Origin of the sequence: Pseudomonas farsensis (assembly GCF_014268805.2) — a bacterium.
In the GTDB taxonomy this organism is placed as follows: Bacteria; Pseudomonadota; Gammaproteobacteria; order Pseudomonadales; family Pseudomonadaceae; genus Aquipseudomonas; species Aquipseudomonas farsensis.
In genome coordinates this window covers 346,790-373,305 of sequence record NZ_JABWRF020000001.1, presented here as the reverse complement: position 1 = coordinate 373,305, position 26,516 = coordinate 346,790, and the positions used below count along the sequence as shown (strand labels likewise).

Genomic DNA, 26,516 nt, shown 5'->3' with positions numbered 1-26,516 from the left:
TAACTTGCTTAAAATCGGCGCCCACGCGCCCTACGTGTAGTGGATGGCGCATGCGCGCCGGCGAACAAGGTATTAAGCCCCTGCCATGAAACCATCGCTCGTCCTAAAAATGGGCCAGCAACTGACGATGACCCCGCAGTTGCAACAGGCCATTCGTCTGCTCCAGCTTTCTACCCTGGACCTCCAGCAGGAGATTCAGGAAGCGCTGGAATCCAATCCGATGCTCGAACGCCAGGAAGACGGCGAAGATTTCGACAACAGCGACCCGATGGCGGACAACGCCGAAAGCAAACCGGTCGCCGAAGTTCAGGACAACAGCTTCCAGGAATCTGCCAGCAGCAGCGAAAACCTCGAAGACGGCGACTGGGGTGAACGCATCCCCAACGAGCTGCCGGTCGATACCGCCTGGGAAGATATCTACCAGACCAGCGCCAGCAGCCTGCCCAGCAACGACGATGACGAGTGGGATTTCACCACCCGCACCTCGGTCGGCGAGAGCCTGCAGAGCCACCTGCTGTGGCAACTGAACCTGGCGCCGATGTCCGACACCGACCGCCTGATCGCCGTGACACTGATCGACAGCATCAACGGCCAGGGCTACCTCGAAGACTCCCTCGAAGAAATCTGTGCAGGGTTCGACCCGGAGCTGGACATCGAGCTGGACGAGGTCGAGGCCGTATTGCACCGCATCCAGCAGTTCGAGCCGGCCGGCATCGGCGCTCGCACCCTGGGTGAATGCCTGCTGCTGCAATTGCGCCAACTGCCGGCTTCCACCCCATGGATGGCCGAGGCGCAGCGCCTGGTCACCGACTTCATCGACCTGCTCGGCGGGCGCGACTACAGCCAGCTGATGCGCCGCATGAAGCTCAAGGAAGACGAGCTGCGCCAGGTCATCGAGCTGGTGCAGAGCCTCAACCCGCGCCCCGGCTCGCAAATCGAGTCGAGCGAGCCTGAGTACGTGGTACCTGACGTGATCGTGCGCAAGGACAGCGAGCGCTGGCTGGTCGAGCTTAACCAGGAGGCGATGCCGCGCCTGCGGGTCAACCCGCAGTACGCAGGGTTCGTGCGCCGCGCCGACACCAGCGCCGACAACACCTTCATGCGCAACCAGTTGCAGGAGGCGCGCTGGTTCATCAAGAGCCTGCAGAGCCGCAACGAAACGCTGATGAAGGTCGCCACGCAGATCGTCGAGCACCAGCGCGATTTCCTCGAGTACGGCGACGAGGCCATGAAGCCGCTGGTGCTGCACGATATCGCCGAGGCGGTGGGCATGCACGAGTCGACCATTTCCCGCGTTACCACGCAGAAATACATGCACACCCCGCGCGGCATCTACGAACTGAAATACTTTTTCTCAAGCCACGTGAGCACCGCGGAAGGCGGCGAATGCTCGTCCACGGCGATCCGCGCGATCATCAAAAAACTGGTTGCGGCGGAAAATCAGAAAAAGCCATTGAGTGACAGCAAGATCGCTGGTTTACTGGAGGCACAAGGTATCCAGGTAGCCCGTCGCACCGTCGCCAAGTACCGCGAATCGCTGGGCATAGCCCCATCGAGTGAGCGCAAGCGACTGATGTAGCACCGGGGTCCGCCACAGCGTTTCAGTGGCAGGTGCAACACCTGCCTCTTTATGCACGGGCAATAAAGGAGAAGCTGTATGCAAGTCAACATCAGTGGCCAGCATGTAGAAGTTACCCAACCACTGCGCGATTACGTGCTTGAAAAGCTCGCCCGCGTGGAAGGGCATTTCGACAAGATCACCAATGCAACGGTGATCATGAAAGTCGAGAAGCTGCAGCAGAAGGTTGAAGCAACCCTCCAGATTCCCGGCGGCGAAGTGGTCGCCAATGCCGAACACCTAGACATGTATGCCGCGATCGATGCCTTGGCCGACAAGCTCGACCGCCAACTGAAAAAACACAAGGAAAAACAGCAAAGCTTGCTGCAAGGCGCAGCCGCCCGCTGATCCCCCTCATCCATGATCCGACTTGAAACCATCCTGACCCCCGGCCGTTCCCTCGTGAACGTGCCGGGCGGCAGTAAAAAACGCGCCCTCGAAAAGGTCGCCACCCTGATCGCCGACCAAGTGCCAGAGCTGGAGATGCAAGACGTCTTCGAAAAGCTGGTCGCTCGCGAAAAACTCGGCTCAACCGGCTTTGGCAATGGCATCGCCATTCCTCACTGCCGGCTCGAAGGCTGCACGGCGCCGGTAAGTGCCCTGCTGCATCTTGACGCCCCTATCGATTACGACGCCATCGATGGCGCACCGGTCGACCTGCTGTTCGTGCTGCTGGTCCCAGAAGCTGCCACCGATGCCCACCTTGAACTGCTGCGCCAGATCGCCAGCATGCTTGATCGCAAGGACGTACGCGATCGCCTGCGCTCGGCAAGCAGCAACGAGGCCCTGTACCAGGTTGTCCTGGACGTACAGAACGAGCACTGAACATGCGCCTGATCATCGTCAGCGGCCGCTCCGGCTCCGGCAAGAGCACCGCCCTCGACGTACTGGAAGACAACGGCTACTACTGCATCGACAACCTGCCTGCCGGGCTGTTGCCGCAGTTGGCAGAAAACGCGCTGATCAACACCGAGCTGCAGCAACCCAAGGTTGCTGTTTCCATCGATGCGCGCAACCTGCCCAGCCACCTGTCACGCTTCCCGGAACTGCTCGAGGACGCCCGCGCCCGGCACATCCAATGCGATGTGTTGTACCTGGACGCCGACGAAGACACCCTGCTCAAACGCTTTTCCGAGACACGCCGGCGCCACCCGCTGACCAACCAGAACCGCTCGCTGGCCGAAGCCATTCGCGTCGAAAGCGAGCTGCTTGGCCCCATCGCGGATCTGGCCGACCTCAAGATCGACACCACCAACCTGAACCTGTATCAGTTGCGCGACTCGATCAAGCTGAGGCTGCTCAACCAGCCCGAACCGGGTACGGCGTTTCTGGTGGAATCATTCGGCTTCAAACGCGGCATGCCGGTGGACGCCGACCTTGTGTTCGATGTGCGCTGCCTGCCCAACCCCTACTGGAAGCCGGAACTTCGTGAGCATTCTGGCCTCGAACAGCCGGTTATCGACTACCTGGCCGCGCAGCCGGACGTCGAGGAAATGTTCCAGGACATCTCCAGCTACCTGCTCAAATGGCTTCCGCGTTTTGCCGCCAGCAACCGTGCCTATGTCACCATCGCCATCGGCTGCACAGGCGGCCACCATCGCTCGGTGTATATCACCGAACGCCTCGGCCAGTTGCTCCAGCCCACCCTGAAAAACGTCCAGGTCCGCCACCGCGACCTCTAGCCACAGGATCCGCCCCACCATGCCCGCCCGCGAAATCACCATCATCAACAAGCTGGGCCTGCACGCCCGAGCGGCGGCAAAGTTCGTCGGAGTGGCCGGGCGCTTCCCCTGCCAGGTCCGCGTGGGGCGCGCGCCGGACAAACTGGTAGACGGCAAGAGCATCATGGCCGTCATGATGCTCGCCGCCGGCAAAGGCACCCAAGTGCACCTGTTTACCGAAGGTGAGCAGGAGGACGAAGCCATGGATGCGATTGTCGAACTGATCAACAACTTCTTCGACGAAGGCGAGTAGAGGCCCCACCGCAACATTCTCTGCCAATTGCCAGGATGAAATATGACCTTGTTGTGTTTATACCTATACAGGTATAGATTCGATGGGTGGCTTCATGACGTTCAGCGGGCAACACAAAAAGCTGTACTGGGTAGCAAGCAGTAAAAAGGACCTTATGGCACTGCCGTTAGACGTCCAGCATGTGTTTGGTTTTGCCTTGCACCTGGCCCAAGAGGGCGGGCGGCATGTGCACAGTAAAATCCTGAAAGGCTTTTCCGGCGCTGGCGTGCTTGAGGTCGTGGAGGATCATGAAGGCAACACGTTCCGCGCGGTATACACCGTGCGCTTTGGCAACGCTGTCTATGTACTGCACTGCTTCCAGAAGAAATCCAGGACAGGCATCAAGACGCCCGAATCGGATATCGCCTTGGTCCGCATGAGGCTGCGGCTTGCACAGCAACATTCTGAAGGACAAATCCCATGAGCGAGATCGAAGAAGGCAGCGGCAACCTGTACGCCGACCTCAGCCACCCAGCTGCTGACGAAATGCTGGTCAAAGCTCGTCTGGCCAGCAAGATATGCAGCATCATCAAAGCTCGCCACCTGACTCAGGTTCAAGCAGCAGAAATTCTCGGCCTACCGCAACCGAAAGTTTCCGATATGGTTCGCGGCAAGTTCCGTGGCATTAGCGAGAGCAAGATGATCGATTGCCTGGCGCGTCTGGGGCACGACGTTCAGATCGTGGTCAAAGCGGCCCCGCGATCTCGGCCCCAGGGGCGCGTAGAAGTGGTGTTCGCTTAAGCAAAGGGCAGTGGCCCTACCCACGCCCAGCCCTTCAAGACATCGCCGTATCCATCACCATCATCAGGCAAAAACCGATACACAGCCCCAAGCTGGCCAGACGGTGATGGCCATTGCTGCGCGACTCAGGGATGACCTCCTGGGTCACCACCAGCAACATGGCCCCCGCCGCGCAGGCCAGGCCTAGCGGCAATAGCAGTTCTGCAATGTTGACCAGCCACGCGCAGATCACCGCCGCCAAGGGCTCGACCAAGCCGGAAGCCGCGCCAATCAGAAACGCCTTGAAACGCGACATGCCGGCCCCTGCCAGCACCAAGGCGATCACCAGGCCTTCCGGCACGTCCTGCAAGGCAATGCCCATTGCCAGGCTGTCGGCATCCGGCATACCGCCACCTGCGGACACACCGATCGCCATGCCTTCAGGAATGTTGTGGGCAATGATGGCAATGACAAACAGCCAGATGCGCGCGGCGATCACAGGCTGCTCGCCCGTCGCCACCAGCACCTGCGGGCAAGCGCCGGAAACCTTCAGGTCGATCAGAAACAGGCACAGGGCGCCGAACAGCAAGCCGCTACTTATAAGCCCGCCAGCCCCCCAGGGGCTGAAACCGATGGCCTGGGCAGCAGCCAGCCCGGGCATGATCAGGGAAAACGCCGTAGCCGCCAGCATCACCCCCGCGCCGAAACCCAAAAGGGTATCGGCTACTGCCACTGGCATGTTACGGATAACCAGCACCGGTACCGCGCCCAATGCCGTGCCCAGCGCACACAGCGCGCCGCCCTCGAGTGCGCGCAGCATGCGTGGCTCGAGGTCGAGCCAGGCAAGACCGCGGGCCACCAGCAAAGCGGTGCCTACCAACAACAGCAAGGTGCCCAGCGCCAGGCGGAACAGCCGAACACTGCTGACAGACATCACGGCAGAGCGCATACCGGTTCGACTCACTTCAGGGCTTGATGGTAGCGACGTTCCACTTCGGCCCAATCGACCACGTTGTAGAAAGCGCCGATGTATTCCGGGCGGCGGTTCTGATACTTCAGGTAATAGGCGTGTTCCCACACGTCCAGGCCCAGAATCGGCGTGTTGCCATGCATCAGCGGGCTGTCCTGGTTGCCGCTGCTTTCAACCACCAGCGTGTTCTGCGAGGTGACGCTGAGCCAGGCCCAGCCGCTGCCGAAGCGGGTCAGTGCAGCCTTGGTGAATGCCTCTTTGAACGCCTCGAAACCGCCCAGCTGCGCGTCGATTGCCTTACTCAGCTCGCCCTGCGGTTGGCCGCCGCCCTTGGGCGACATGACCGTCCAGAACAGCGAGTGGTTGGCGTGGCCGCCGCCGTGGTTGATCACCGCCCCGCGCAGGCTCTCAGGCAGCGTCTGCACCGCGCCCACCAGTTTTTCGACCGGCCAATCAGCCCATTCGGTACCTTCGATGGCTGCGTTCAAGCCGTTGACGTAGGTCTGGTGGTGCTTGGTGTGGTGGATTTCCATGGTGGCCGTGTCGATGTGCGGTTCCAGCGCATCGTAGGCGTAAGGCAGAGCAGGCAAGGTATGTGGCATATCAGTGGATTCCGTAGGCTGGGGTGCGATCGTTGATGCCGATTTGTGCGACCAGTTCGCTGGCAGCCGGGGCCTGGCGATTGAGCAGGCGCTCGGTCCGCGGGTACTGGCCGTACTCGGCAATGAAACTCAGCAATTCGGTGTAGGTGCGCGCGCTGTGGCGCAACGCGGCACCACGCAGCGGCTGCGGCAGACGCAGCTCCTGGCTGGCTTGTAGCAGCCGCTGGTGGGCGGCGCACAGGTAATCGGCGCTTTCGTGTGGCTGGTTCAGGCGCAGGTGCAGGTCGGCCAGGTTATGGTGGGCAATGACCAGCGCGGCCACCGCTTCGTCGACGTCATGCCAGCGCTCGAACAGCACCTGGGCCAGTGCCAGGGCTTGCAGATAGTGTTCCCGGGCATCGACCAGTTCGCCGAGCTCAAACAGGCTATTGGCGTTTTGCGTGGTGCGTCTCCAGTGCTGCATGACGTGCCTCCAGTGCGGCGGTGTGTTCAGATGCCGCCAGCGGTGAGTTTTTCAGGGTCGAGCAGTGCTTCGAGCTGGTCGCGGGACAGGTCGGTGTGCTCAAGCGCGACATCGATGACCGGGCGGCCCTGCTTGTAGGCGGTCTTGGCGATCTCGGCAGCCTTCAGGTAGCCGATGATCGGGTTCAGGGCCGTGACCAGAATCGGGTTGCGCGACAGCGCCTCCTTGAGCTTGGCCTCATTGACCGTGAAGGTCGCAATGGCCTTGTCGGCCAGCAGGCGGCTGACGTTGGCCATCAGCTCAATGCTTTCCAGCAGGTTGCGAGCGATCACCGGCAGCATCACGTTCAGCTCGAAATTGCCGGACTGGCCCGCCACGGCGATGGTGGCGTCGTTGCCAATCACCTGGGCTGCGACCATGGCGGTGGCTTCCGGGATCACCGGGTTGACCTTGCCTGGCATGATCGAAGACCCAGGCTGCAAGCCTTGCAGCTCGATTTCGCCAAGGCCCGCCAGTGGGCCGGAGTTCATCCAGCGCAGGTCGTTGGCGATCTTCATCAACGCCACCGCGCCGGTCTTGAGCTGGCCGGACAACGCCACGGCAGTGTCCTGCGAGCCGATCAGGGCAAACAGGTTTTCGCCTGGGGTGAACTCGATCCGCGTCAGGCCGCCCAACTGGCGGGCAAAGCCCTTGGCAAATTCGGGGTGCGCGTTGATCCCGGTGCCGACCGCAGTGCCGCCTTGGGCCAGGGCCTGCAAGGCCGGCAAGGTGGCTTCGATATGCGCCTGGGCTGCCTTGATCTGCGCCGACCAGCCACCGAGCACCTGGCTCATGCGCACCGGCATGGCATCCATCAGGTGGGTGCGGCCAGTCTTGACGTAACGGTGTACTTGCACAGCCTTGGCGTCGATCACCTGGGTCAGGTGACGCAGCGCCGGCAGCAACTGCTCGTGCAGGGCCAGCGCGGCGCTGACATGGATGGTGGTGGGGATGATGTCGTTGCTGCTCTGGCCGCAGTTGACGTGGTCATTGGCATTGACCGGCTCACCCAGCACGCGGCTGGCCAAGGTGGCGATCACCTCGTTGGCGTTCATGTTCGAGCTGGTGCCGGAGCCGGTCTGGAACACATCTACCGGGAAATGCTGGATGAAGTCCTCGGCCAGCAGTTGCTCCACGGCCTTGACGATGGCCTCGCCCTGCCCTGCGCTGATTTGCTTGAGCTCGACGTTGGTCTTGGCAGCGGCGGCCTTGGCCAGCAGCAGGGCGCGAATGAACTGCGCCGGCATCGGCTTGCCACTGACCGGGAAGTTGTCGACCGCGCGCTGGGTCTGGGCGCCGTACAGGGCCTGGGCCGGCACCTGCAGCTCACCCATGCTGTCACGCTCGATACGGGTATCACTCATCGTCTAATCCTTGCATCAGTTCATCGGGGGAAATCGATGGCAGCAGCACGCAATTGGCGAGCTGCATGGCATAGGGCTGCCAGCGCTGGTTCTGCTCACGGCGGTCGAGGTTGCGCAGGTCCAGCAGCGGGCGCCAGGCTTGATCAAGGCACAGGCAGCGCCAGTGCCAGGGCAGCATGCGGTCGCTGGCGGTATCGAGCAGCAGGCGCAGGGACGTCAGCGCCACCGTCCATGGCGAGGTCTCGGTGCAGCACACCAGATAGCGACCTTCGGCCAGGTAATGCTCGATCAGACGCGGCTCGTCGGGCTCCAAGGCGCAGCGGATACGGCGGCTGAGCCAGCGCCAGTTTTCCAGGTAGGGCAGTTCGTGGAGGACGGATTTCATGAACATCATTCGCCGGGTTACTGGGTAATGATATTCATTATTAATTGATAAACAGAATCACTTCAAGTGCAGCGAGGCAAACAAAAAACCCGGCGCGATGGCCGGGTTGTGTGTCAGAGGCGTGGGAGCAGGCTTGCCCGCGATCGACCGCCATGGCCATCGCGGGGCAAGCCCCCCTCCTTGCAAAAGCTGTTGTCAGCTGCCTGCTACAGTCATGCGCTCGATCAGCACCGAGCCTGTATGGATGTTGCTGCGGGTTTCGACATCGCTACCGATGGCAACAATTTGCTGGAACATGTCTTTCATATTGCCGGCGATTGTCACTTCTTGAACCGGGAACTGAATTTCGCCGTTCTCGACCCAGAAACCGGCAGCACCGCGCGAATAGTCACCCGTCACCATATTCAGGCCGTGCCCCATCAGTTCGGTGACCAACAGGCCGCGCCCCATCCGCCGGATCAACGCCTGTTGGTCCTCGACGCCATGGGTGACGAACAGGTTGTGCACACCGCCCGAGTTGGCGGTGCTCGGCAACCCCAGTTTGCGCCCGGAGTAGGTGCCCAGCACGTAGGAGACCAGCTCACCTTTGTCGACGAACGGTTTGGCGTAGGTCGCCAGGCCGTCACCATCGAACGCGGCGCTGGCCATAGCACGCGGGATATGCGGGCGCTCGTCGAGGGTCAGCCAGGCGGGGAACAGACGCTGCCCCAGGGTGCCTTCGAGGAACGACGACTTGCGGTACAGGTTGCCGCCGGAAATGGCCGACAGGAAGCTGCCAAACAAGCCCCCGGCAAGCTCGGCGGCGAACAGCACTGGCACTTCGCAGGTAGGCACCGGGCGTGCGCCCAGGCGGCTGGCAGCGCGCTGGGCGGCGCGCTGGCCGATGCTGCGCGGGTCGGCCAGCAACTGGCCTTGGCGGTTGACGTCGTACCAGTAGTCGCGCTGCATCTGCCCGTCACCTTCGGCGATCATCACGCAGCTCAAGCTGTGACGGGTAGAGGCATAACCGCCGATGAAGCCATGGCTGTTGCCGTACACGCGTACACCCTGGTGGGTGTTAAGCGAGGTACCGTCGGCATTGAGGATACGCTTGTCGGCCTCGAACGCCGCAGCCTCACAGGCCAGCGCCATTTCAATCGCCTGTTCAGGTTCTATGCCCCAGTCGTGGTACAGGTCAAGGTCGGGAATGTCACGCGCCATCAAGGCTGCGTCAGCCAGGCCCGAGCAGTCATCCTCGGACGTGTGCTTGGCAATTGCCAGCGCAGCCGCGACGGTTTCGCGAATGGCTTCAGGGCCACTGGCGGAGGTACTGGCCGAGCCCTTGCGCTGGCCGACGTAGAGGGTGATGCCAAAGCCCTGGTCGCGGTTGAACTCGACGGTCTCGACCTCGCGCTGGCGCACCGTGGTGGACAAGCCCTGCTCCAGCGACACGGCCACTTCGCAGGCACTGGCGCCTTGGCGCCGCGCTTCGGCGACGATTGCTTCGACCTGTTCCTGCAACGCCGGCAGGTCCTTTGGACCTACGCTCTGGACTGCACTCATGGTTCTCTCCACTGAAAATTCTGCGTACGGCTTGGGTCATTCTACGACCGGGCCGGACAAGCGGCCCCCGACTGGTTATCATGGCGGCGATTTCCTGCGAGCTGCCCCCATGGTTGATTCCTACGACGACGCCTTCGATGGCGAAAAAAGCAAAACCCAGATCAAGCGCGAGCTGCATGCGCTGGTCGATCTCGGTGAGCGCCTGACCACACTCAAGGCCGACACCCTGGCCCGCCTGCCACTCACCGACGAGTTGCGCAAGGCGCTGGCCGAGGCCTGCAAGCACACCGCCCACGGCGCCCGTAAACGCCACATGTCGTTCGTCGGCAAGCTGATGCGCGATCAGGACCTGGACGGCATTCATGCCGTGCTCGACCAGATCGACAGCTCCAGCCGCCAGTACAACGAGCGTTTCCACGGCCTGGAGCGCTGGCGCGACCGGCTGATCGACGGTAACGACGAGGACCTCGAACGTTTCGTCAACGAGTTCCCCGACACCGATCGCCAGCACCTGCGCTCGCTGATCCGTCATGCCCAGCATGAAAAGGCGCGGAACAAGCCGCCTGCCGCTGCGCGCAAGGTGTTCAAGTACATCCGCGACCTCGACGAAAGCCAGCGCGGCTTGCGTTAAGGCCATCACGGTTCAAGCCAGCCCCCATGCGGGGGTGGGCTTGAACCGCGATCGTGTTGTGCATCAAGCGCCGGTACCGCCCACGGTAATGGCGTCCAGCTTCAAGGTCGGCTGCCCAACGCCGACTGGCACCGATTGCCCGTCTTTGCCGCACGTGCCCACGCCACTGTCCAGGGCCAGGTCGTTGCCGACCATCGACACCCGGCTCATCGCTTCCGGCCCGTTGCCAATCAGGGTTGCGCCCTTGACCGGCGCGGTAATCTTGCCGTCTTCGATCAGGTACGCCTCGCTGGTGGAGAACACGAATTTGCCGCTGGTGATGTCCACCTGCCCACCGCCAAGGTTGGCGCAGTAGATGCCCTTTTTCACCGAAGCGATGATCTCTTGCGGGTCGCTTTCGCCGGCACGCATATAGGTGTTGGTCATGCGTGGCATCGGCAGGTGCGCGTAGGATTCACGGCGCCCGTTGCCCGTCACGGCCATGCCCATCAGCCGGGCATTGAGCTTGTCCTGCATGTAGCCCTTGAGAATGCCGTTCTCGATGAGTGTGGTGCACTCGGTCGGTGTGCCTTCGTCATCGACGCTGAGCGAACCACGACGGCCTTCAAGGGTGCCGTCATCAACGATGGTGCACAGACTCGATGCGACTTTTTCGCCGATACGGCCACTGAACGCCGAGCTGCCCTTGCGGTTGAAATCGCCTTCCAGGCCATGGCCGACCGCTTCGTGCAGCAGCACCCCCGACCAACCCGAGCCAAGTACCACCGGCAACGTGCCCGCCGGGGCCGGGATTGCTTCGAGGTTGACCAACGCCTGGCGCAGAGCCTCGCGCGCATAGCCCATTACCCGCTCTTCGGTGAAGAACCGGTAGTCGGTACGCCCGCCACCGCCGTGCCCACCGCGCTCGCGACGGCCATTGTGCTCGACGATCACGCTGACGTTGAACCGCACCAGTGGGCGTATATCCGCCGCCAGGCTGCCATCGGTGGCTGCGATCAGGATGCGCTCATAAACACCGGCCATGCTCACGCTGACCTGCTGGATACGTGGGTCGAGGGCACGGGTGGCGGCATCGACGCGCTTGAGCAACTCGACCTTTTCGGCGCGGCTGAGCACGTCCAGCGGGTTGTCCTGGCCGTACAGCGCAGCGACATCCTGGCTGCGGAACGCCTGCACGGTGCCGTTCTGGCCCGCGCGGGAGATGGAGCGGGCAGCGCGGGCGGCAGAAGTCAGCGCCTCGAGGTTGATCGCATTGCTGTAGGCGAAGCCGGTCTTTTCGCCAGACTGGGCGCGGACACCAACGCCTTGATCAAGGTTGAAACTGCCCTCTTTGACGATGCCGTCTTCGAGCGCCCAGGTTTCCGAGATCTGGCCCTGGAAATACAGGTCGGCAGCGTCGATGCCGGGCCCGGCCAACTCGCCCAGCACAGCCTGCAGGCTTTCCAGCCCGAGGCCGCCGGGGGCCAGGAGCTGTTCGCTGACGGTGGTTAACATCTGGCTCATAGTCACTCCGAGGTGTGCGCAGGCCGCAAGGCGTCCTGCGAGAAAAAGCGCCGATGGTTGAGCACCGGCATGCGCGCCCTGATGGACGCCTGTTCATCAATGTCGCGCGTGGCCAGCAATACCGCTTCGCCGCGCGCCTGTTGCGCAACGATCCGTCCCCAGGGGTCGATGATCGCCGCTTGCCCGTGGGTTTCCCGCGGGCCCGGGTGCAGGCCGCCCTGAGCGGCTGCCAGTACATAGCACTGGGTCTCGATGGCCCGTGCGCGAATCAATATTTCCCAATGTGCCGCGCCCGTCACTGCGGTGAACGCAGCGGGGGCGGTGATCAACTCGGCCCCGGCAGCGCGCAGCGCGCTGTACAACTCGGGAAAACGCAGGTCATAGCACACCGAAAGGCCAACGCGGCCAACCGGCGTATCCGCCACCACCACTTGGCTGCCGTGGGCGTAATCGTCCGATTCGCGGTAGCGGCCACGGTTGTCGGCCACATCCACGTCGAACAGGTGCAACTTGTCATAGCGCGCGGCAATTTCGCCGTGCTCGTCAATCAATAGTGAGCAGGCGTTGGCCTTGGCCTCGGGTTGACCGACCGGTGGCAACGGCAGCGTGCCCGCAACAATCCATAACCTGAGGTCGCGAGCGGTGCGTTTCAACCATGGCAGGATCGGCCCTTGGCCCAAGGCCTCGGCACGGCCAATGGCTGCGGCATCACGCCGGCCCATTGCGGCGAAGTTTTCCGGCAGTACCGCCAGCCGTGCGCCGCCCGCGGCGGCCTGCTGCAGCAGCACTGTGGCGCGCTGCAGGTTGGCCGCCACGTCATCCTGGCTGACCATCTGAATCACTGCTGACTTCATCGCCACCTCTTATTTGTCGAACGGCTTCACAAAGGTGATCTTAGGCTCTTTGATCGGGCCGTCGACCCGATAGTGCACACTGGCGAAGCGCGAAACGCGGTCGCCGATCAGCCGATCGACCAGAAACAACGCGCCACCCACAGCCGGCGCACCGACAATCAATGCCGCCAGCGGCAGGTTGTTGGTGACGGGCAACGTCACCAGCAGCTTGGCATCGATGCGGTCGCGCACGAAGTCCAGGGTACCGTCCAGCTCGAAGTTGCTCGAAGGCCCGGTGACACTGATCGGCTCGCGGGTCACATACACCCCTTCACTGGCCACCAGCAAACCTTTGACCCGGTCGTAGGCCAGGCCTTTGCTGAACAGGTCGGAGAAGTCCAGGCGCAGACGCCGGCCAATCGAGTTGAAGTTGAGCAGGCCGAACACGCGTAGCGCCTGGGCGCTGCCTTCAACTTCGACGAACTGGCCCGAGCGCAGGGCCGCATTCATGCTGCCAGAGAAGCGGTTGATGCTGACCCAGGCGGGCGAACCGGGCCAGCGCCCATCGACGTCCATGCGGAAATCACGGCTGGTGACAGTGGGCGCAAAGCCCCAGGCCTTGAGCACTTCGCCCAGGTCCTTGCCGTCCAGGCGGCCCTTGTACCAGCTGGAGGTACTGCCAGGCACGCCCTCCCAACCACCATTGCCGTCAAGGTGCAGGCCCTTGAAGTTCAGGTCGATGTCGTCCATGCCCAGGCCGCGTGGGGTCTGGCGCAGTTTCAGGCTGGCGCTGCCGTACAGATCGTCACCGCGGTACAGCTTGTCGATGGCAAGGTCCAGTGGCGGCATCTTGCGTGGGTCGAAGCTGGCCAGCGGGTCCGGGGCGTTTTCATCCTGTTCTTGCGCAGGGTCGGCAGGCGGCAAGCGCAAGGTTTGCAGGCGGATGGTCATCGGCGCAGCCTTGGCATCCGGGATGCGCGCACTGCCCGCTACCTCCTTGCTGTCCACCCGCAGGTCCCAGGCCGGGCCGCCGCGCGCCAGGCGCACTACCGCCTGGTTGAGGTCAACGCCATAAGCCTTGAGCTGGCCGATGCTCAGGTCAACGCTCTGCAACAGTTGCCGGGCGCTGCCACCGGGGTCGTTGCCGGCAAGGTGTGCAGCCTTCTGCTGCCAGGGGTCCAGGTCCAGGCTGTCGAGCCGGCCGCGCACCCGCAGGCCCTGCCCGCTCGGCGGGATCGCCTCGTCCGTACCCAGCATCAACTCGCCACGGCCTTGGCCAAGCTTGTCGGCAGGCGCTGCGTAGGCAAAGCGGGCAAGGTCGGCATAGGCGGCATCAATGCGCCGCTCGGCGCCTTGCAAGGTCATGCTGAAACGGCTGTCGCGGGTTTGTGCGGCGGTCTTGCCGAACGGCGCCGGCAGGTCGATGGCTACGCCCTTGAGCGATGAATTGACGGTCAGGCGGTTATCCCGCGCGCCAAGGCTCACCTGCAACTGATACGGCACCTCACCGCTGACCGGTAGCGCCTGTTGCACCTGCAGCCATTCGGTGAGTGTCTTGACTGGCATCTGGCCACTGGCACTGACGCGCGTCTGGAACTGGCCATTCTTGCCTTCAGCGACAATCTGCGCACTGAGCGGTTTGCCAAACGCCTGCAGGCTCAGGTCCTTGGCACTCAAGCCCTTCTCGATATCGAAGCTGAAGTCACCGGTAAGGTCGGTCAGTTCCAGGCTTGGCGGCGCGATCTTGAGCGTTGCGCCTGCGGTGGCGAAGTCCACCAGCACTTTCGGGCGCGGGCCGCGAGCCAATGGAATATCCAGTTTGACCTTGCCTGCGAGCGGGCCTTCGCCCTCCCAGGCTGCAAACGTCTCGCCAGTGCCGATCGGCGCCTGTTGGAGGATTTTCAGCCCATCGACGAGGCTGCCGTCGAAACTGCCATCGAGATACAGGTGGCTTTCCTTGCCAGCCTCGACATGCGGAATATCGACGTTGACGTTGCTGACTTTGGTGTCGAGCAGCACGCCGCGGCGAGCCTTGACCCGTACACCGGTGTCCTCGATGAACACGTCGCCCTCAACCTGGGTGACCTTCGGCCAACCAGGCTGGTAGTCGAGGGTAGCGTCATGCACCTTGAAGAACAGGCTGATGTCGCGGGCGTGGGCCGGTGCGCCATGGTTGAGCGAACCCTGGTACTGGAAATAGCCCTCATCGACGTTGCCCTTGACGATGGCACTGCGCAGCCATTCATCCAACGCCGGGCTCAGCACTTCTGGCAGGTACTTGGCGGTGTAACGGCCATCACCCTCGGTGAGGCCGACGCGCAGGTCCATGTAATCCTCGTGGCCGGGCTCCAGGTGCAGGCGAATAAGGAAGTCGGCGGCAATCTTGCCTTCCTCGCCCAGCACCTTGATGTACGGCGCCACCAAGGTGAAGGTCTGCTTGTCGATAGCCCAGGTCAGGCGCGCATTGGCTTTTTGGTAATGCCACGGTTTGCCGAAGATCGGGTAAAGATGCAGCATGAAGGCATCGGTATCGAGGCGTAGCTCGCCATGCCCGAGGTCGCCGCTGATGGCGCCGCTGACATTCCCGGCAGCGGGTGCACCGTGGTAGGCGTCAAAACCGACCTTCTCCAGGTTTGCCGCGAACTGCACGCGCTGGTCGCCTTCGGCTTTGGGGTGCAGGTCGAGTTGCACGTTGCGCAGGTTGCCGGTGACCTTGAGCGCATTGACCACGGTCAGCAGCTTGTCGGGCAGCGGTGCCAGGCCGTTGATCAGCGGTGTCAACGGCGTCAACTCCAGGCGGTCGGCCTGGATTTTCCAGGATTCTTCAGCCGGGCTGTCGCCCGCCCGTTGCGCCAGTTGCAGGTGGGACTCCCAGCGGTCCTTGCCGATGCTGGCGGCCAGGGAGTCGACGGTGACATCGAAGCCATCACCGCTGCGTTTGAACCAGGCATTGAGGGCCAGATCATCCAAGGTCACGGCTTTGCGGTCAGCGTAGGCGCCCTTCAAGCGCGGGGCATTCAGGCGTACCACAGCGTGCTGCAACTGGCCCTTGCTCCAGTCGACCCAGAACTCGCCACCTGCATGCAACGTGGCAGCTTGCCATTGGCCCAGCAGGCGCGGCGGCAGCCAACGCGCCCAGTCGCTTTGCGGCAAGCTCACATAGGCCTCGACCCGCCCATCACGCCAAGCCTTGGCGGTGGCGCGGGTGCGCAGGCTGATTGCCAACGGCTGGCCGTCGGGCAAGGTGGCACGCACATCCAGGCTCTGGCGCGAGGCCCCAGCCTGCAAACCGAGGCTGACATAAGTGAGGGTCAGCGGGTCGCGCTGCCAGGGCTGCAGCGTAACCTGGCTGTCGAAGAGGTCCAGACGCCCCAACTGGCGCAGGCGCTTGAGCGCCTCACCAGGGTCGAGCGGGCTATCGTCCTTGTGCGGCAGGCCTTCAAGGGCCCACTGGCCCTGCTCGTCTTCACGCAGGATCAACTGCAAGCCGCCAAACTGGATATGCGCCAGGCGCACTTCGCGTGCCTTGAGGCTGGCCCAGAGGTCTGGCACGGCTTTGACTTCGTCCAGGCGCAGGGTGTCTGCGCCTTCGCCCAGCTCCAGGTCGCGAATGCTCAACACAGGGGCCAGGCCGCTCCAGCGGCCTTCGAGGGCGCCAATATGCACCGGCAACCCCAGGGCCTGCTGCGCCTTGAGCTCGACGTCTGCGCGATATTCGGCGACCAGCGGGATAAGTTGCCGGCCAATGCTGACATACAACGCCACCAACACCGCCAGCAAGGCGCAGGCTGCCAGGCCCCACCGGGTCAAGGCACCCAGAACGCGGTTCAGACGTTCCATGGCCGAGGCCCTCCGAGTCGTCCCTTAACTATGGCCGGTGAATAGCGCTTTGCCAGCCCGTCCATGGGGCGACCGCTTTTGAGCAAAGTCAGAGCAGCACCACATCGTATTGTTCTTGCGAGTACATGGATTCGACCTGAAAACGGATAGTTCGGCCAATAAAGGCTTCAAGTTCGGCGACGTTGCCCGATTCTTCATCGAGCAGGCGGTCCACCACCTTCTGATTGGCCAGCACACGATAGCCCTCGGCCTGATAGGCCCGGGCCTCGCGGAGGATTTCGCGGAAGATTTCGTAACAGATGGTCTCGGGGGTTTTCAGCTTGCCGCGGCCCTGGCAACCGGCACAGGGTTCACACAGCACCTGCTCCAGGCTTTCGCGGGTGCGCTTGCGGGTCATCTGCACCAGGCCAAGCTCGGTGATGCCAATGATGTTGGTCTTGGCATGGTCCCGTTCGAGCTGTTTTTCCAGGGTGCGCAACACCTGGCGCTGGTGCTCTTCGTCTTCCATGTCGATGAAGTCGATGATGATGATGCCGCCAATGTTGCGCAGGCGCAGCTGGCGAGCGATGGCGGTGGCGGCCTCGAGGTTGGTCTTGAAGATGGTTTCTTCAAGGTTGCGATGGCCGACAAACGCGCCGGTATTGACGTCGATGGTGGTCATCGCCTCGGCGGGGTCCACTACCAGGTAACCACCGGACTTCAGCGGAACCTTGCGCTCAAGCGCGCGTTGAATCTCGTCTTCGACGCCATACAAGTCGAAAATAGGCCGCTCGCCGGGGTAATGCTCAAGGCGATCGGCGATTTCCGGCATCAGCTCGGCGACAAATTGCGTGGTTTTCTGGAAGGTTTCCCGGGAGTCGATGCGGATCTTCTCGATCTTGGCGTTGACCAGGTCGCGCAGGGTACGCAAGGCAAGGCCCAGGTCTTCGTAGATGACCGTGGGGGCACCGCACACCTGGATCTGTGAGCCGATCTGCTCCCACAGCCTGCGCAGGTAACGGATGTCCTGAAGGATGTCCTCGGCGCGGGCGCCTTCGGCAGCCGTGCGCAGAATGAAGCCGCCGGCGTCTTTCATCTCTTCGCGGGCCATGCAATCGGCGACCACTTGCTTGAGGCGGTCGCGCTCGGCTTCTTCTTCGATTTTCAGCGAAATGCCGACATGGCTGCTGCGCGGCATGTACACCAGGTAACGCGACGGAATTGACAGCTGGGTGGTCAGGCGCGCGCCCTTGGTGCCGATAGGGTCCTTGGTGACCTGCACCACCAGGGCTTGGCCTTCGTGTACCAGAGCACTGATGCTCTCCACCGCCGAACCTTCGCGCTGGGAAATTTCGGAGGCATGGATGAACGCCGCACGTTCAAGGCCGATGTCGATGAATGCCGCCTGCATGCCCGGCAGCACACGCACCACCTTGCCCTTGTAGATGTTGCCGACGATGCCGCGGCGCTGGGTGCGCTCGACGTGCACTTCCTGCAGAACACCGTTCTCCACCACCGCCACGCGTGACTCCATCGGGGTGATGTTGATCAGGATCTCTTCACTCATGGCAGGCTCTCGTCAAAGTTCTCTGGTAATGATGGATCGCCGCACGGTGGCTGGCTAGCGCGTAAATGAATCCTCATGCGACTGCCAGCAGGGGATGGCGAACTGCTCAAGCAGCTCGGCCGTCTCGCTGAGGGGCAGGCCGACCACGGCCGAATAGCTGCCCTGAAGATGGCTGACAAACACTGCGCCCAAGCCCTGGATGGCGTAGCCACCAGCCTTGTCCACAGGCTCGCCACTGGCCCAGTAGCGCCAGGCTTCGTCGAAAGAAATGGCGCGAAAGCGCACGGTGCTGGTGACACACAGGCTCAGGCTGCGCTGGCCATCGGTCAATGCCACCGCCGTGAGCACTTGGTGCTCGCGGCCGGACAGGTCACCGAGCATGGCCAGGGCCTGCTCGCGGTCGGCGGGTTTGCCCAGGATCGTGCCGTCGAGCACCACGGTGGTGTCCGCACCGAGCACCACACCCGCGCCCTCGATGCCGCCGAAACCAGCCACAGCCTTGGCCCGGGCCAGGCGTTCGACATAGGCACCTGGCGCTTCGCCGGGCAGCGGTGTTTCGTCAATGGCGGCGCTGACGACCGTAAACGGCACGCCAATCTGCGCCAGCAATTCGCGCCGGCGCGGTGAGCCCGAGGCCAGGTACAACTGTGTCATGTGGACATCTCCCTGTCAGTGGTGGCGGGCCGTCAGTGAATGTGCAGGCGTACGCGCAGGCCACGCAGGGCGAAGCTCACCCACGGCCAGAGCAACGCACTGATCACCGCCGACCACACCAACGCCAGCGTTGGCAGGCGGTTGCCGGTCAGGGCGCTGAGCCACAGCTGGATCAGTTGGGCGATGCCGAAGACCACGAGGATGACCAGGCTTTGCTGCCATATCGGGAACATGCGCAGGCGCTGTTGCAACGACAGCACCAGGAAGGTGATCAGGGTCAGGATCAGGGCGTTCTGGCCCAGCAGGGTGCCGTACAGCACGTCCTCGGCGAGCCCGAGAATAAATGCGGTGGTCATGCCGACCTTGCCCGGCACGGTCAGCGTCCAGAACGCCAGCAGCAGGGCCAGCCACATTGGCCGGAACACTTCCATGAACTGTGGCATGGGCGAGACGCTCAGCAACAGGCCAATGGCGAAGGTCAGCCAGATGACCCAGCCGTTTCTGCTACGGGTGCTGGCCATTATTGTCTCCGGGGTTGGGCAGGCGTGGCAGCCGGTTGCGCTGGCGCCGCCGCTGGGGCGGCCTGGGGCGCAGGGGCAGCAGGTGCCGACTGGCTGGCAGGGGCCTGGCCGTGGGTGGCGCCCTGGCGATCGGCTTCTTCCTGGGCCATGGCCGCTTCGGTGGCACGTTCTTCCGGGGTGCGCCGGTCACTGAACACCAGGAGCATGTAGCGGCTGCGGTTCAGTGCGGCGGTGGGGATGGCGCGCACAATGGCGAACGGCTGGCCGGAATCGTGGATCACTTCGTTGACCGTGGCCACCGGGTAGCCGGCCGGGAACCGCTGGCCCATGCCGGAACTGACCAGCAGGTCGCCTTCCTTGATGTCGGCGGTATCGGCAACGTGGCGCAGTTCCAGGCGCTCGGGGTTGCCGGTGCCGCTGGCGATGGCACGCAGGCCGTTGCGGTTGACCTGTACCGGAATGCTATGAGTGGTATCGGTGAGCAGCAGCACCCGCGAGGTATATGGCATCAACTCGACCACCTGGCCCATCAGGCCGCGGGCATCGAGTACCGGCTGGCCGAGGAACACGCCGTCGCGCTCGCCCTTGTTGATCAGGATGCGGTGGGTAAACGGATTAGGGTCGACACCGATCAGCTCGGCGACTTCGACCTTCTCGTTGACCAACGCAGAAGAGTTGAGCAATTCGCGCAGGCGCACGTTCTGCTCGGTCAGGGCCGCCAGTTTTTGCAGACGCCCCTGCAACAGCAGGGCTTCGGTCTTGAGTTTTTCGTTCTCGGCGATCAGCTCGGTGCGGCTGCCGAACTGGCCGGCCACACCCTGCCACATGCGCTGGGGCAGGTCGGTGATCCAGTAGGACTCCATCAGCACCAGGCCCATCTGGCTGCGCACAGGCTTGAGCAGGTCAAAACGCGAGTCGACCACCATCAGCGCGACCGACATCACTACCAGTACGAGCAGGCGCACGCCCAGCGAAGGGCCTTTGGAGAAAAGCGGTTTAATGGGCCGTTCCTCGTGGACGACGACTCAGGAAGTCATAGGGCATGGGGCAACGCACCGGCCTGCTTGCAGATTGACGGAAACGGCGCCGCGATGACGCCGGATAAGCGCATACAGGTAGCACTGTGCGTGCTACCTGTAAACCGGGGCGCTGTGCTGCAACCGCGATCACTCGCTGGAGAGCAGGTCCATGGCGTGCTTGTCCATCATCTCAAGCGCACGGCCACCGCCGCGAGCGACGCAGGTCAGCGGGTCTTCGGCGACGATCACCGGCAGGCCGGTTTCTTGGGCCAGCAGCTTGTCGAGGTCACGCAGCAGCGCACCACCACCGGTCAGCACCAGGCCACGCTCGGCGATGTCCGAGGCCAGCTCCGGCGGCGACTGCTCCAGTGCACTCTTGACCGCCTGGACGATGGTCGCCAGCGATTCCTGCAGCGCTTCGAGCACTTCGTTGGAGTTCAAGGTGAAGGCACGCGGTACGCCTTCGGCCAGGTTACGGCCGCGTACGTCGACTTCGCGTACTTCGCCGCCTGGGTAGGCAGTACCGATTTCCTGCTTGATGCGCTCGGCAGTGGATTCGCCGATCAGGCTGCCGTAGTTGCGGCGCACGTAGGTGACGATGGCTTCATCGAAGCGGTCGCCGCCAACCCGTACGGATTCTGCGTAGACCACGCCGTTCAGCGAGATCAGCGCGATTTCGGTGGTACCACCGCCGATATCGACAACCATCGAACCGCGGGCTTCTTCGACCGGCAGGCCGGCACCGATGGCGGCGGCCATGGGTTCTTCGATCAGGAACACTTCGCGGGCACCGGCACCGAGGGGCGATTCACGGATTGCACGGCGCTCGACCTGGGTCGATTTGCACGGCACGCAGATCAGCACACGCGGGCTGGGCTGCAGGAAGCTGTTTTCGTGAACCTTGTTGATGAAGTACTGCAACATTTTTTCACAAACGCTGAAGTCGGCGATGACGCCGTCTTTCATCGGACGAATGGCAGCAATGTTGCCAGGCGTACGGCCCAGCATGCGCTTGGCTTCGGTACCGACAGCGACAACGCTTTTCTGGTTGCCGTGGGTACGGATGGCAACAACCGAGGGCTCATTCAGAACGATACCGCGCTCACGCACGTAAATAAGGGTGTTGGCAGTACCCAGGTCGATGGAGAGATCGCTGGAAAACATGCCACGCAGTTTCTTGAACATGGGAAAGTGACCCTGGGGAAAGCGTGGGTAAAAAAGTGCGGCAAACTCTAACAATGGCAGGGATTTTGGGCAAGGAGCCAATATGTTAAATTGGCTGTTTTTCCGAGCATGCCTGCCGGTGATCGCGGCTCTTCGACCGTAAAAAGCCCGGCATGTTCCTCAATTGCGCAGCCATTGCGCTTTTTCGTTTCTCCTGGAGATCCCCATGGCGCTTCAACGCTCCGACGTGGAAAAGATCGCCCATCTGGCCCGATTGGGCCTGAATGACAGCGAGCTGCCACGCATTACCGACGCCTTGAACAGTATTCTCGGGCTGGTCGACCAGATGCAGGCCGTCGACACAACTGGCATCGAACCGCTCGCGCACCCGCTGGAAACCACCCAGCGCCTGCGCCCCGACCAGGTCACCGAAAGCAACCAGCGCGATCGCTACCAAGCCATCGCCCCGATGACCGAAAACGGTCTGTACCTGGTTCCGAAAGTCATCGATTAAGGGAAAGCGCCTGCCATGCATCAACTGTCTCTCGCCGAGATCGCCCGCGGCCTCGCCGACAAGTCGTTCTCTTCGCAAGAACTGACCGGCGCGCTGCTGTCGCGTATCAAGCAGCTCGACCCGCAGCTCAACAGCTTCATCACCGTGACCGAACAGCAAGCCCTGGACCAGGCCCGTGCCGCCGACGCGCGCCGCGCAGCTGGCGAAAACGGCGCGCTGCTGGGCGCCCCGATCGCCCACAAGGACCTGTTCTGCACCAACGGCGTACGCACCAGCTGCGGCTCGAAGATGCTCGACACCTTCACCGCCCCGTATGACGCCACCGTGGTCGCCAAGCTGGCCGAAGCCGGCATGGTCACCCTGGGCAAGACCAACATGGACGAGTTCGCCATGGGCTCGGCCAACGAGTCCAGCCACTACGGCGCGGTAAAGAACCCGTGGAACCTCGAACACGTGCCCGGCGGCTCCTCCGGTGGCTCGGCTGCAGCCGTGGCTGCGCGCCTGCTGCCGGTCGCCACCGGTACCGATACCGGCGGCTCGATCCGCCAGCCCGCGGCGCTGACCAACCTCACCGGGCTCAAGCCGACCTACGGCCGTGTCTCGCGCTGGGGCATGATTGCCTACGCCTCCAGCCTCGACCAGGGCGGCCCGATGGCCCGCACCGCCGAAGACTGCGCGCTGCTGCTGCAAGGCATGGCCGGTTTCGATGCCAAGGACTCCACCTGTGTGGATGAGCCGGTGCCGGACTACAGCGCCAGCCTCGGCGCCTCGCTGCAAGGCCTGCGCATCGGCCTGCCGAAGGAATACTTCGGCGCCGGCCTCGACCCACGCATTGCCGACCTGGTGCATGCCAGCGTCAAGGAGCTGGAAAAGCTCGGTGCCGTGGTCAAGGAAATCAGCCTGCCGAACATGCAGCACGCCATCCCGGCCTACTACGTGATCGCCCCTGCCGAAGCCTCCTCGAACCTGTCGCGCTTCGATGGCGTGCGTTTCGGCCACCGCTGCGCCGACCCCAAGGACCTCACCGACCTGTACGAGCGTTCGCGCGGCGAAGGCTTCGGGGTTGAAGTGCAGCGCCGCATCATGGTCGGCGCCTACGCGCTGTCGGCCGGCTACTACGATGCGTACTACCTGCAAGCGCAGAAAATCCGCCGCCTGATCAAGAACGACTTCATGGCCGCGTTCCACGACGTCGACGTGATTCTCGGCCCGACCACGCCAAACCCGGCCTGGAAGCTCGGCTCGAAAGTCAGCGACCCGGTTGCCGCGTACCTCGAAGACGTCTACACCATCACCGCCAACCTGGCCGGCCTGCCGGGCCTGTCGATGCCAGCCGGTTTCGTCGATGGCCTGCCGGTGGGCGTGCAATTGCTGGCCCCGTATTTCCAGGAAGGCCGCCTGCTCAACGTCGCGCACCAGTACCAGCAAGTCACCGACTGGCACACCCGCGCCCCCAACGGCTTCTGAGGAATTCACACATGCAATGGGAAGTTGTGATCGGCCTGGAAATTCATACCCAGCTCGCCACCCAGTCGAAGATTTTCTCCGGCAGCGCCACCACCTTCGGCTCCGAGCCGAACACCCAGGCCAGCCTGGTCGACCTGGGCATGCCCGGCGTGCTGCCGGTGCTCAACCAGGAAGCTGTGCGCATGGCGTGCATGTTCGGCCTGGCCATCGATGCCGAAATCGGCCCGCGCAACGTGTTCGCGCGCAAGAACTACTTCTACCCCGACCTGCCCAAGGGCTACCAGATCAGCCAGATGGACCTGCCGATCGTCGGCAAGGGCCACCTGGATATCGCCCTTGAAGACGGCACCATCAAGCGCGTCGGCGTCACCCGTGCGCACCTTGAAGAAGACGCCGGCAAAAGCCTGCACGAAGACTTCAATGGCGCCACCGGCATCGACCTCAACCGCGCCGGCACGCCACTGCTGGAAATCGTCTCCGAGCCGGACATGCGCAGCGCCAAGGAGGCCGTGGCCTACGTCAAGGCGATCCACGCCCTGGTGCGCTACCTGGGCATCTGCGACGGCAACATGGCCGAGGGCTCGCTGCGCTGCGACTGCAACGTGTCGATTCGCCCCAAAGGCCAGGTGGAGTTCGGTACTCGCTGCGAGATCAAGAACGTCAACTCGTTCCGCTTCATCGAGCGCGCCATCAACAGCGAGATCCAGCGCCAGATCGACCTGATCGAAGACGGCGGCAAAGTCGTGCAGGAAACCCGCCTGTACGACCCGAACAAGGACGAAACCCGCTCCATGCGCAGCAAGGAGGAAGCCAACGACTACCGTTACTTCCCGGACCCAGACCTGCTGCCGGTGGTCATCGAACCTGCGTTCCTGGAAAGCGTGCGCGCCTCGCTGCCAGAACTGCCGACGCAAAAAGTCAAGCGTTTCCAGAGCCAGTACGCACTGTCAGCGTATGACGCCAACGTGCTGGCATCGAGCCGTGAACAGGCCGAATACTTCGAGAAAGTGGTCAGCATTGGTGGCGACGCCAAACTGGCTGCCAACTGGGTCATGGTCGAGCTGGGCAGCCTGCTGAACAAGCTGGGCCTGGAAATCGACCAGTCGCCGGTCAGCGCCGAACAGCTCGGCGGCATGCTGCTGCGCATCAGCGACAACACCATCAGCGGCAAGATCGCCAAGGTTGTGTTCGAGAAAATGGCTGCCGGCGAAGGCTCTGCCGACCAGATCATCGAAGCCGAAGGCCTCAAGCAGGTGACTGATAGCGGCGCCATCGAGAAGGTGCTGGACGAAGTACTCGCCGCCAACGCCGAGCAGGTCGAGCAATACCGCGCCGCCGACGAGGCCAAGCGCGGCAAGATGTTCGGCTTCTTCGTCGGCCAGGCCATGAAAGCCTCCAAAGGCAAGGCCAACCCTGGGCAGGTGAACCAACTGCTCAAGGCCAAGCTCGAAGGGTGACCCCTGTCGCGGGGCTGCCTTGCAGCCCATCGCGGGCTAGCCAGCTGCGACAGGTTCTGGGCCAGCCCCAACTATCGAGGCTGGGCCAGTTCACTGTGAGCTGGCGCCACCCTGCGATGGGCTGCGAGGCAGCCCCAACTGCCTCAACGGAGCATCCCAATTGCTGAAACGGTCCCTCACCACCCTCGCCCTGTTCTCGCTACTGGCCGGCTGCGCCAGCCATGATATCGACCCGCGCGGCTATGATCAGGCCGGCACTGCTTCGTATTATGGCGCCCGCTATCACGGCAAGCGTACCGCCAGCGGCGAACCTTTCGACCAGCATGCCCTGACCGCTGCACACCGCAGCCTGCCTTTCGGCACACGCGTCCTGGTCACCAACCTGAGCAATCAGCGTAGCGTCATCGTGCGCATCAACGACCGCGGCCCGCACACGCGCGGCCGGCTCATCGACCTGTCCCGAGCTGCCGCCGAAAAAATCGGCATGCTGCGTAGCGGAACCGCGCGCGTGCGGGTACAAGGTTTGAGCGACTGACCCCACTGGAGCCCTCGCCATTTTCGACCTGGCCACCCTCCCCACCTTCAGCCTTCTGCAACTGGCCAGCGGCCTGCTGCTGCTGATCATCGGTGCCGAACTGCTGGTACGTGTCGCCCTGCGCCTGGCTTCGCGCCTGCACGTGCGGCCATTGATCATCGGCTTGAGCCTGGTGGCATTCGGCAGCACCGCACCACAACTCACCGTCAGCCTGCAGGCCGCCTATCAAGGCGCCCCCGATGTGGCCGTCGGCAGCGTGATCGGCAGCAACATCTTCAATGTGCTGGTAATTCTGGGCCTGGCCGCACTGATCATTCCACTGCGGGTATCACGGCAACTGGTGCGCCTGGATATTCCGCTGATGATCGCCGCCAGTGGGCTGGTTTACCTGCTGGCCAGCAATGGCCTGCTGGGGCGCTTCGAGGGCGTGGTATTGCTGCTGGGCCTGCTCGGTTACCTGTTGATGCTCTGGCACCAGTCCCGCCACTACGCACGTACCTATCCGGCCCCCAGCGTTCAGTCGGCGGGCGGGCGCTTCTGGACCGGCGTGGCGTTACAGACACTGCTGGGCTTCGGCTTGCTCAGCGTAGCCGGGCACCTGCTGCTGGAAGCCTCTGTGGAAGTGGCGACTGACCTTGGGCTGTCCGAGCGTATCATCGGGCTAACCGTGGTGGCAGTCTGCACCTCGCTGCCAGAGCTGGCTGCCGCGCTGATCGCCGCCTTGCGCGGGGAGCGCGAAATCGCCGTGGGCACGGTGATCGGCAGTAACCTGTTCAACCTGCTGGCGGTGCTTGGGCTGACCGCCGTGGTGGCCCCGGAACCGCTGTCGATCTCACCGAATGCGCTGGCTTTCGACCTACCGGTGATGCTGGGCGTGGCGGCGCTATGCCTGCCGGTGTTCTACTCCGGCTACCGCATCACCCGCGCCGAAGGGGTGGTGTTCCTGTGCCTGTACCTGGCCTACGGCCTGCATGTAGTCACGTTCACCACCGGCCTGCCACTGGCCGGGCGGCTTGAGCGGCTGATGCTGTTTTATGTGCTGCCGGTGCTGGGTTTTGCCCTGCTTTACACCACCCTACGGGCGTGGCGTCGCCAGCACTGAGTGCAGACCAAACC

27 protein-coding genes are annotated in these 26,516 nt (G+C 63.1%); 13 read left to right on the top strand and 14 right to left on the bottom strand.

Annotated elements, in window-relative coordinates; translation table 11 throughout:
• Positions 1-85 precede the first annotated feature (85 nt).
• From HU719_RS01705 to HU719_RS01675, 7 genes are all read left to right on the top strand, one after another.
• Entirely contained in the window at positions 86-1,579 is a 1,494-nt protein-coding gene (locus HU719_RS01705) for an RNA polymerase factor sigma-54 (RefSeq protein WP_186536182.1), read from the top strand.
• A gap of 78 nt (positions 1,580-1,657) precedes the next feature.
• Complete coding sequence (gene hpf / locus HU719_RS01700) at positions 1,658-1,966, top strand: ribosome hibernation-promoting factor, HPF/YfiA family (RefSeq protein ID WP_186517352.1); 309 nt, start codon at positions 1,658-1,660, stop codon at positions 1,964-1,966.
• 12 nt (positions 1,967-1,978) lie between these two features.
• Complete coding sequence (gene ptsN, locus HU719_RS01695) at positions 1,979-2,443, top strand: PTS IIA-like nitrogen regulatory protein PtsN (protein WP_186517353.1); 465 nt, start codon at positions 1,979-1,981, stop codon at positions 2,441-2,443.
• A 2-nt stretch (positions 2,444-2,445) separates the two neighbouring features.
• Positions 2,446-3,300, top strand: coding sequence for an RNase adapter RapZ (gene rapZ / locus HU719_RS01690; protein WP_186517354.1), 855 nt, complete (start codon positions 2,446-2,448; stop codon positions 3,298-3,300).
• A gap of 19 nt (positions 3,301-3,319) precedes the next feature.
• Positions 3,320-3,592 (top strand): HPr family phosphocarrier protein, encoded by a 273-nt coding sequence (locus HU719_RS01685; protein ID WP_186517355.1) that lies wholly within the window; start codon positions 3,320-3,322, stop codon positions 3,590-3,592.
• Between the two features lie 82 nt (positions 3,593-3,674).
• Positions 3,675-4,055, top strand: a complete 381-nt coding sequence (locus HU719_RS01680) for a type II toxin-antitoxin system RelE/ParE family toxin (RefSeq protein ID WP_437179637.1) — start codon at positions 3,675-3,677, stop codon at positions 4,053-4,055.
• Positions 4,052-4,372, top strand: a complete 321-nt coding sequence (locus HU719_RS01675) for a helix-turn-helix domain-containing protein (protein ID WP_186536181.1) — start codon at positions 4,052-4,054, stop codon at positions 4,370-4,372. Before HU719_RS01680 ends, HU719_RS01675 begins: the two co-directional genes overlap by 4 nt.
• Positions 4,373-4,406: 34 nt before the next feature.
• Here the strand turns inward: HU719_RS01675 and HU719_RS01670 are convergent, their stop codons facing one another.
• The 6 genes from HU719_RS01670 to pmbA form a co-directional block, all read right to left on the bottom strand.
• On the bottom strand, positions 4,407-5,300 hold the full coding sequence (locus tag HU719_RS01670) for a ZIP family metal transporter (RefSeq protein WP_186536180.1): 894 nt from the start codon (positions 5,298-5,300) through the stop codon (positions 4,407-4,409).
• 11 nt (positions 5,301-5,311) lie between these two features.
• Positions 5,312-5,923, bottom strand: coding sequence for a superoxide dismutase (locus HU719_RS01665; protein ID WP_186536178.1), 612 nt, complete (start codon positions 5,921-5,923; stop codon positions 5,312-5,314).
• 1 nt (position 5,924) lies between these two features.
• Positions 5,925-6,386: a DUF2753 family protein gene (locus HU719_RS01660; protein WP_186536176.1), complete on the bottom strand. Its 462-nt coding sequence runs from the start codon at positions 6,384-6,386 to the stop codon at positions 5,925-5,927.
• Positions 6,387-6,412: 26 nt separating this feature from the next.
• Positions 6,413-7,789, bottom strand: coding sequence for a class II fumarate hydratase (locus HU719_RS01655; RefSeq protein ID WP_186536175.1), 1,377 nt, complete (start codon positions 7,787-7,789; stop codon positions 6,413-6,415).
• Positions 7,782-8,183, bottom strand: coding sequence for a FagA protein (locus tag HU719_RS01650; protein ID WP_186517365.1), 402 nt, complete (start codon positions 8,181-8,183; stop codon positions 7,782-7,784). Before HU719_RS01650 ends, HU719_RS01655 begins: the two co-directional genes overlap by 8 nt.
• Positions 8,184-8,369: 186 nt before the next feature.
• Entirely contained in the window at positions 8,370-9,716 is a 1,347-nt protein-coding gene (pmbA, locus tag HU719_RS01645; RefSeq protein WP_186517367.1) for a metalloprotease PmbA, read from the bottom strand.
• A gap of 109 nt (positions 9,717-9,825) precedes the next feature.
• On the opposite strand from pmbA, the gene yjgA reads away from it, so the two are divergent.
• Positions 9,826-10,347: a ribosome biogenesis factor YjgA gene (gene yjgA / locus HU719_RS01640; RefSeq protein ID WP_186536174.1), complete on the top strand. Its 522-nt coding sequence runs from the start codon at positions 9,826-9,828 to the stop codon at positions 10,345-10,347.
• A 63-nt stretch (positions 10,348-10,410) separates the two neighbouring features.
• Here the strand turns inward: yjgA and tldD are convergent, their stop codons facing one another.
• From tldD to mreB, 8 genes are all read right to left on the bottom strand, one after another.
• The gene (gene tldD / locus HU719_RS01635) at positions 10,411-11,850 is read right to left on the bottom strand and encodes a metalloprotease TldD (protein ID WP_186517371.1); all 1,440 of its coding nucleotides are present in this window, start codon (positions 11,848-11,850) and stop codon (positions 10,411-10,413) included.
• A 2-nt stretch (positions 11,851-11,852) separates the two neighbouring features.
• On the bottom strand, positions 11,853-12,704 hold the full coding sequence (locus tag HU719_RS01630) for a carbon-nitrogen hydrolase family protein (RefSeq protein WP_186536172.1): 852 nt from the start codon (positions 12,702-12,704) through the stop codon (positions 11,853-11,855).
• A 9-nt stretch (positions 12,705-12,713) separates the two neighbouring features.
• Positions 12,714-16,523 carry a YhdP family protein gene (locus HU719_RS01625; protein WP_186536170.1) on the bottom strand — a complete coding sequence of 1,270 codons (3,810 nt, stop codon included), beginning with the start codon at positions 16,521-16,523 and terminating at the stop codon, positions 12,714-12,716.
• Positions 16,524-16,611: 88 nt separating this feature from the next.
• A complete protein-coding gene (rng, locus tag HU719_RS01620; protein ID WP_186517378.1) occupies positions 16,612-18,069 on the bottom strand; it encodes a ribonuclease G in 1,458 nt (485 codons plus the stop codon).
• A 54-nt stretch (positions 18,070-18,123) separates the two neighbouring features.
• Complete coding sequence (locus tag HU719_RS01615) at positions 18,124-18,723, bottom strand: Maf family protein (protein WP_186536168.1); 600 nt, start codon at positions 18,721-18,723, stop codon at positions 18,124-18,126.
• 32 nt (positions 18,724-18,755) lie between these two features.
• On the bottom strand, positions 18,756-19,244 hold the full coding sequence (mreD, locus tag HU719_RS01610) for a rod shape-determining protein MreD (RefSeq protein WP_186517382.1): 489 nt from the start codon (positions 19,242-19,244) through the stop codon (positions 18,756-18,758).
• Positions 19,244-20,185 carry a rod shape-determining protein MreC gene (mreC, locus tag HU719_RS01605; RefSeq protein ID WP_422631701.1) on the bottom strand — a complete coding sequence of 314 codons (942 nt, stop codon included), beginning with the start codon at positions 20,183-20,185 and terminating at the stop codon, positions 19,244-19,246. The genes mreD and mreC overlap by 1 nt, the downstream gene beginning before the upstream one ends.
• 225 nt (positions 20,186-20,410) lie before the next feature.
• The gene (gene mreB, locus HU719_RS01600) at positions 20,411-21,448 is read right to left on the bottom strand and encodes a rod shape-determining protein MreB (RefSeq protein ID WP_186536166.1); all 1,038 of its coding nucleotides are present in this window, start codon (positions 21,446-21,448) and stop codon (positions 20,411-20,413) included.
• 205 nt (positions 21,449-21,653) lie between these two features.
• On the opposite strand from mreB, the gene gatC reads away from it, so the two are divergent.
• The 5 genes from gatC (at position 21,654) to HU719_RS01575 (ending at position 26,502) form a co-directional block, all read left to right on the top strand.
• A complete protein-coding gene (gene gatC, locus HU719_RS01595; RefSeq protein WP_186517384.1) occupies positions 21,654-21,941 on the top strand; it encodes an Asp-tRNA(Asn)/Glu-tRNA(Gln) amidotransferase subunit GatC in 288 nt (95 codons plus the stop codon).
• Positions 21,942-21,956: 15 nt separating this feature from the next.
• Positions 21,957-23,408 (top strand): Asp-tRNA(Asn)/Glu-tRNA(Gln) amidotransferase subunit GatA, encoded by a 1,452-nt coding sequence (gatA, locus tag HU719_RS01590; protein WP_186536164.1) that lies wholly within the window; start codon positions 21,957-21,959, stop codon positions 23,406-23,408.
• A gap of 11 nt (positions 23,409-23,419) precedes the next feature.
• A complete protein-coding gene (gatB, locus tag HU719_RS01585) occupies positions 23,420-24,865 on the top strand; it encodes an Asp-tRNA(Asn)/Glu-tRNA(Gln) amidotransferase subunit GatB (RefSeq protein WP_186536162.1) in 1,446 nt (481 codons plus the stop codon).
• 160 nt (positions 24,866-25,025) lie between these two features.
• Positions 25,026-25,400: a septal ring lytic transglycosylase RlpA family protein gene (locus HU719_RS01580; RefSeq protein ID WP_186536160.1), complete on the top strand. Its 375-nt coding sequence runs from the start codon at positions 25,026-25,028 to the stop codon at positions 25,398-25,400.
• A 61-nt stretch (positions 25,401-25,461) separates the two neighbouring features.
• Positions 25,462-26,502 carry a calcium/sodium antiporter gene (locus tag HU719_RS01575; RefSeq protein WP_186517510.1) on the top strand — a complete coding sequence of 347 codons (1,041 nt, stop codon included), beginning with the start codon at positions 25,462-25,464 and terminating at the stop codon, positions 26,500-26,502.
• Positions 26,503-26,516: the final 14 nt, after the last annotated feature.